Genomic DNA, 4,723 nt, shown 5'->3' on the forward strand with positions numbered 1-4,723 from the left:
CATTCTGGCTGGGAGTCAAGGCCTTATCAAGCGCAATGGTGATAGGTTGATTGGTGTAGTAGTTGTCCAAGGTAACCTGATCTTGGTCATTAGGCACTTGGTGGAGGAAGGTTGTCAACAATTCCCCTTTTTGGCGAAATTCCTCAGCATTGTCTGTTGCTAGTAACTCTTTTTCTTGTTTTTTCAGCTTATGTCGATTTTTCTGAAGTTCATTTTCAACACGACGAATCAGTTCACTGGCTTGCTGTTTGACACGGTCCCGTTCAGCCTTGTCCTTATAGTAGGTGTCAAGCAAGTCAGAAAGACTGGAAAAAGGCTCTCCTAAATGATTGGCAAAAGGAACTGGACTGAAGGAAGTCTCTGTTAAGCATGGCTTGGTTTCTTGACTGAAAAAGTTTCGGAAAGTAGACAGTTTATCACTGACAAGAATGTTTTCCAATTCATTTGCCGTATCACGTCCCAGACCTTGAAAGAGGCTTTGAAGATTTTTCGCTGTTAGTTCTTGGGTTTGCAGGATTTCAAAGAGTTTTTCATCCTTGACAGTAAATGGATTGAGAGACTCGGTACTTGGCGGAGCGATATAGGTCGATCCTGGAAGTAAGGTGCGGTAGCTATTTTGTGAAAAGCCGACGTGTTTGATGACTTCGAGGATTTTATGGCTACTTTTATCGACTAGTAGAATATTGCTGTGTTTGCCCATAATCTCGATAATCAAGGTAGCCTGGATATGATCCCCAATCTCGTTTTTATTGGAAACGGTAATTTCCACAATACGGTCATTTTCGATTTGCTCAATTGACTCAATCAGAGCACCCTGCAAATACTTTCTCAAAACCATGATAAAAGTCGAAGGTTGGGCTGGATTTTCAAAAGTCGTTTGGGTTAGCTGGATGCGTCCAAAAACAGGATGGGCAGAAAGGAGCAGGCGATGACTTTGGCGATTGCTGCGGATTTGCAAGACCAACTCTTGTTCAAAAGGCTGATTGATTTTCTGAATGCGACCATTGACCAACTCGCTTCGCAATTCCTCAACCATGTGGTGTAAAAAAAATCCGTCAAATGACATCGTTCTCTCCTTGTGATTGTATTCCATAGTATTATATCAAAAAGGTAGAATAAAATCATGGAAATATGGTATAATAAAGCCAAGTAAAGAGAATCGAGAAGTACATGTATATTGAAATGGTAGATGAAACTGGTCAAGTTTCCCAAGAAATCTTGCAACAAACCCAAGAAATTCTGGAATTTGCAGCCCAAAAAATAGGAAAAGAAGACAAGGAGATGGCAGTCACCTTTGTGACTAATGAGCGTAGCCACGAACTCAATCTCGAGTACCGTGATACGGATCGTCCGACAGATGTCATCAGCCTTGAGTATAAGCCAGAGTTGGAAATTGCCTTTGATGAAGAGGATTTGTTTGAAAATCCTGAATTGGCAGAGATGATGTCTGAGTTTGATGCCTATATTGGTGAACTGTTCATCTCTATCGATAAAGCGCATGAGCAGGCTGAGGAATACGGTCACAGCTTTGAGCGTGAGATGGGCTTCTTGGCGGTACACGGCTTTTTACATATCAACGGCTATGATCACTACACTCCGGAAGAAGAAGCGGAGATGTTCGGTTTACAAGAAGAAATATTAACAGCCTATGGACTCACAAGACAATAAACGAAAATGGAAAAATCGTGACCTGGTATCCAGTTTAGAATTTGCCATCACAGGGATTTTGACTGCTATCAAGGAAGAACGCAATATGCGAAAACACACAGTGACGGCTCTAGTAGTCATCTTTGCAGGTTTTGTTTTTCAGGTGTCTCGCATCGAGTGGCTCTTTCTCCTATTGAGCATTTTCTTGGTGGTAGCCTTTGAAATTCTCAACTCGGCTATCGAAAATGTGGTGGACTTGGCTAGCGACTATCACTTTTCCATGTTGGCTAAAAATGCCAAGGATATGGCAGCAGGTGCCGTGCTGGTGGTCTCTCTTTTTGCTGCGGTGACAGGTGCACTTATCTTTCTCCCACGCATTTGGGATATACTATTTTAAACAATAAGAGGAAATTATGACTTTTAAATCAGGCTTTGTAGCCATTTTAGGGCGTCCCAATGTTGGGAAGTCAACCTTTTTAAATCACGTCATGGGGCAAAAGATTGCCATCATGAGTGATAAGGCGCAAACAACGCGCAATAAAATCATGGGGATTTACACAACGGATAAGGAACAAATCGTCTTTATCGATACACCGGGGATTCACAAGCCAAAAACAGCTCTTGGGGATTTTATGGTGGAGTCTGCCTATAGTACTCTTCGTGAAGTAGATACTGTTCTATTCATGGTGCCAGCTGATGAGCCACGTGGTAAGGGTGATGATATGATTATCGAGCGTCTGAAAGCTGCCAAGGTTCCTGTGATTCTGGTGGTGAATAAGATTGATAAGGTTCATCCAGACCAGCTTTTGGCTCAGATTGATGACTTCCGTAACCAGATGGACTTTAAGGAAATTGTTCCTATCTCAGCCCTTCAGGGAAATAACGTTTCTCGACTAATCGGTATTTTGAGTGAAAATCTGGAGGAAGGTTTTCAGTATTTCCCATCTGATCAAATCACAGACCATCCTGAGCGTTTCTTGGTTTCAGAGATGATTCGTGAGAAAGTTCTTCATTTGACTCGCGAAGAAATTCCTCATTCAGTTGCTGTAGTGGTTGACTCTATGAAGCGGGACGAAGAGACAGACAAGGTTCATATCCGTGCAACCATCATGGTGGAGCGCGATAGTCAAAAAGGGATTATCATCGGTAAAGGTGGCGCTATGCTCAAGAAAATTGGGACCATGGCTCGTCGTGATATCGAACTCATGCTAGGGGACAAGGTCTTCCTAGAAACTTGGGTCAAGGTCAAGAAAAACTGGCGTGATAAAAAGCTAGATTTGGCTGACTTTGGCTATAATAAAAAAGAATACTAAGTAGAGGTGGGCTCATGCCTGCTTCTTGTTTTTACAGAAGGAGGATTTATGCCTGAATTACCAGAGGTCGAAACGGTTCGTCGTGGCTTAGAAAAATTGATTCTAGGAAAGAAGATTTCTAGTATAGAAATTCGTTATCCCAAGATGATTAAGACAGATTTGGAAGAGTTTCAAAAAGAACTAGCTGGTCAAGTAATTGAGTCAATGGGACGTCGTGGAAAATATTTGCTTTTTTATCTAACAGACAAAGTTTTGATTTCTCATCTGCGGATGGAGGGCAAGTATTTTTACTATCCAGACCAGATTCCTGAACGCAAGCATGCCCATGTTTTGATTCGGTTTGAAGATGGTGACACGCTTGTTTATGAGGATGTACGCAAGTTTGGTACTATGGAACTATTGGCGCCTGAACTTTCGGATGCCTACTTTGTTTCTAAAAAATTAGGACCTGAGCCAAGAGAGCAGGACTTTGATTTGCAGGTCTTTCAAGCTGCCCTAGCCAAGTCTAAAAAGCCTATCAAATCCCATCTCCTAGACCAGACCTTGGTAGCTGGCCTTGGCAATATCTATGTGGATGAGGTCCTCTGGCGAGCACAGGTCCATCCAGCTAGACCTTCCCAGACTTTGACGGCAGAAGAAGCGTCAGCCATCCATGACCAGACCATTGCTGTTTTGGGACAGGCAGTTGAAAAGGGCGGCTCAACCATTCGGACCTATACCAATGCCTTTGGAGAAGACGGAACCATGCAGGATTTTCATCAGGTCTATGATAAGACTGGACAAGCATGTTCGCGCTGTGGGACAGCGATTGAGAAAATCCAATTAGGTGGACGAGGAACTCATTTTTGTCCTCAGTGTCAAAGGAGGGGCTGATGGGAAAAATCATCGGAATCACAGGAGGAATTGCCTCAGGTAAGTCAACTGTGACAAATTTCCTAAGAGAGCAAGGCTTTCAAGTGGTCGATGCTGACGCAGTCGTCCACCAACTACAAAGACCTGGTGGACGTCTTTATCAGCTCTTGGTTCAACACTTTGGGCAGGAAATCATCCTCGAAAAAGGAGAACTCAATCGCCCTCTCCTAGCTAGTCTCATCTTTTCAAATCCTGAGGAGCGGGAATGGTCTAAGCAAACCCAAGGAGAGATTATTCGTGAGGAATTGGCTGCACTGAGAGACCAGTTAGCTCAGACAGAAACGGTTTTTTTCATGGATATTCCCCTACTTTTTGAACAGGACTACAGTGCTTGGTTTGATGAAACGTGGCTGGTCTATGTGGATCAAGATGTTCAGGTGGAACGTTTCATGAAACGGGATCATCTTTCTAAGGAAGTAGCTGAGTCGCGTCTGGCAGCCCAGTGGTCTTTAGAAGAAAAGAAAAAATTGGCGAGTTATTTATTAGATAATAATGGCAGTCGTGATCAACTTGTGAGTCAAGTAGTGAAGTTACTTGAAGGAGGCGATAGCTGTGCAAGAAATTAGTTGGAAAGAGAATCTTCGTGTCGCCTGGTTTGGTAGTTTTTTAACGGGAGCCAGTATTTCCTTGGTCGTCCCTTTTATGCCTATCTTTGTAGAGCAGTTGGGAATTGAAGGGGATCAAGTTGCTTTTTATGCTGGATTAGCCATCTCGGTTTCGGCTGTTTCAGCAGCTCTAGTCTCTCCTATCTGGGGTATTCTTGCTGATAAGTACGGTCGAAAGCCCATCATGATTCGAGCAGGTCTTGCCATGACCATTACCATGGGGGGGTTGGCCTTCGTGCCGAATAT

6 protein-coding genes and 1 pseudogene are annotated in these 4,723 nt (G+C 43.3%); 6 read left to right on the top strand and 1 reads right to left on the bottom strand.

Annotation, left to right across the window (positions count from 1 at the left end; genetic code table 11):
* Positions 1-1,066: NFACT family protein (locus SORDD16_RS03905; protein ID WP_241733969.1), on the bottom strand; the 1,066-nt coding region annotated here is incomplete at its 3' end.
* Positions 1,067-1,170: 104 nt separating this feature from the next.
* On the opposite strand from SORDD16_RS03905, the gene ybeY reads away from it, so the two are divergent.
* The 6 genes and pseudogenes from ybeY to SORDD16_RS11665 form a co-directional block, all read left to right on the top strand.
* Positions 1,171-1,668, top strand: coding sequence for an rRNA maturation RNase YbeY (gene ybeY, locus SORDD16_RS03910; RefSeq protein ID WP_061452452.1), 498 nt, complete (start codon positions 1,171-1,173; stop codon positions 1,666-1,668).
* Entirely contained in the window at positions 1,649-2,044 is a 396-nt protein-coding gene (locus SORDD16_RS03915; RefSeq protein ID WP_061452453.1) for a diacylglycerol kinase family protein, read from the top strand. Before ybeY ends, SORDD16_RS03915 begins: the two co-directional genes overlap by 20 nt.
* Positions 2,045-2,060: 16 nt before the next feature.
* Positions 2,061-2,960 (top strand): GTPase Era, encoded by a 900-nt coding sequence (gene era, locus SORDD16_RS03920; RefSeq protein WP_061452454.1) that lies wholly within the window; start codon positions 2,061-2,063, stop codon positions 2,958-2,960.
* Positions 2,961-3,008: 48 nt separating this feature from the next.
* On the top strand, positions 3,009-3,833 hold the full coding sequence (gene mutM, locus SORDD16_RS03925) for a DNA-formamidopyrimidine glycosylase (RefSeq protein ID WP_061452455.1): 825 nt from the start codon (positions 3,009-3,011) through the stop codon (positions 3,831-3,833).
* Positions 3,833-4,438, top strand: a complete 606-nt coding sequence (coaE, locus tag SORDD16_RS03930; RefSeq protein ID WP_061452456.1) for a dephospho-CoA kinase — start codon at positions 3,833-3,835, stop codon at positions 4,436-4,438. The genes mutM and coaE overlap by 1 nt, the downstream gene beginning before the upstream one ends.
* Positions 4,425-4,723 (top strand): annotated as a pseudogene (locus tag SORDD16_RS11665) (MFS transporter); the annotation flags it as partial. The gene coaE and the pseudogene SORDD16_RS11665, both read left to right, overlap by 14 nt.

The organism is Streptococcus oralis (assembly GCF_001578945.1).
GTDB lineage: Bacteria > Bacillota > Bacilli > Lactobacillales > Streptococcaceae > Streptococcus > Streptococcus oralis_Q.

Coding starts and splice junctions, on each gene's coding strand:
- ybeY (WP_061452452.1), top strand. CDS start 1,171: ATGTATATTGAAATGGTAGATGAAACTGGTCAAGTTTCCCAAGAAATC.
- SORDD16_RS03915 (WP_061452453.1), top strand. CDS start 1,649: ATGGACTCACAAGACAATAAACGAAAATGGAAAAATCGTGACCTGGTA.
- era (WP_061452454.1), top strand. CDS start 2,061: ATGACTTTTAAATCAGGCTTTGTAGCCATTTTAGGGCGTCCCAATGTT.
- mutM (WP_061452455.1), top strand. CDS start 3,009: ATGCCTGAATTACCAGAGGTCGAAACGGTTCGTCGTGGCTTAGAAAAA.
- coaE (WP_061452456.1), top strand. CDS start 3,833: ATGGGAAAAATCATCGGAATCACAGGAGGAATTGCCTCAGGTAAGTCA.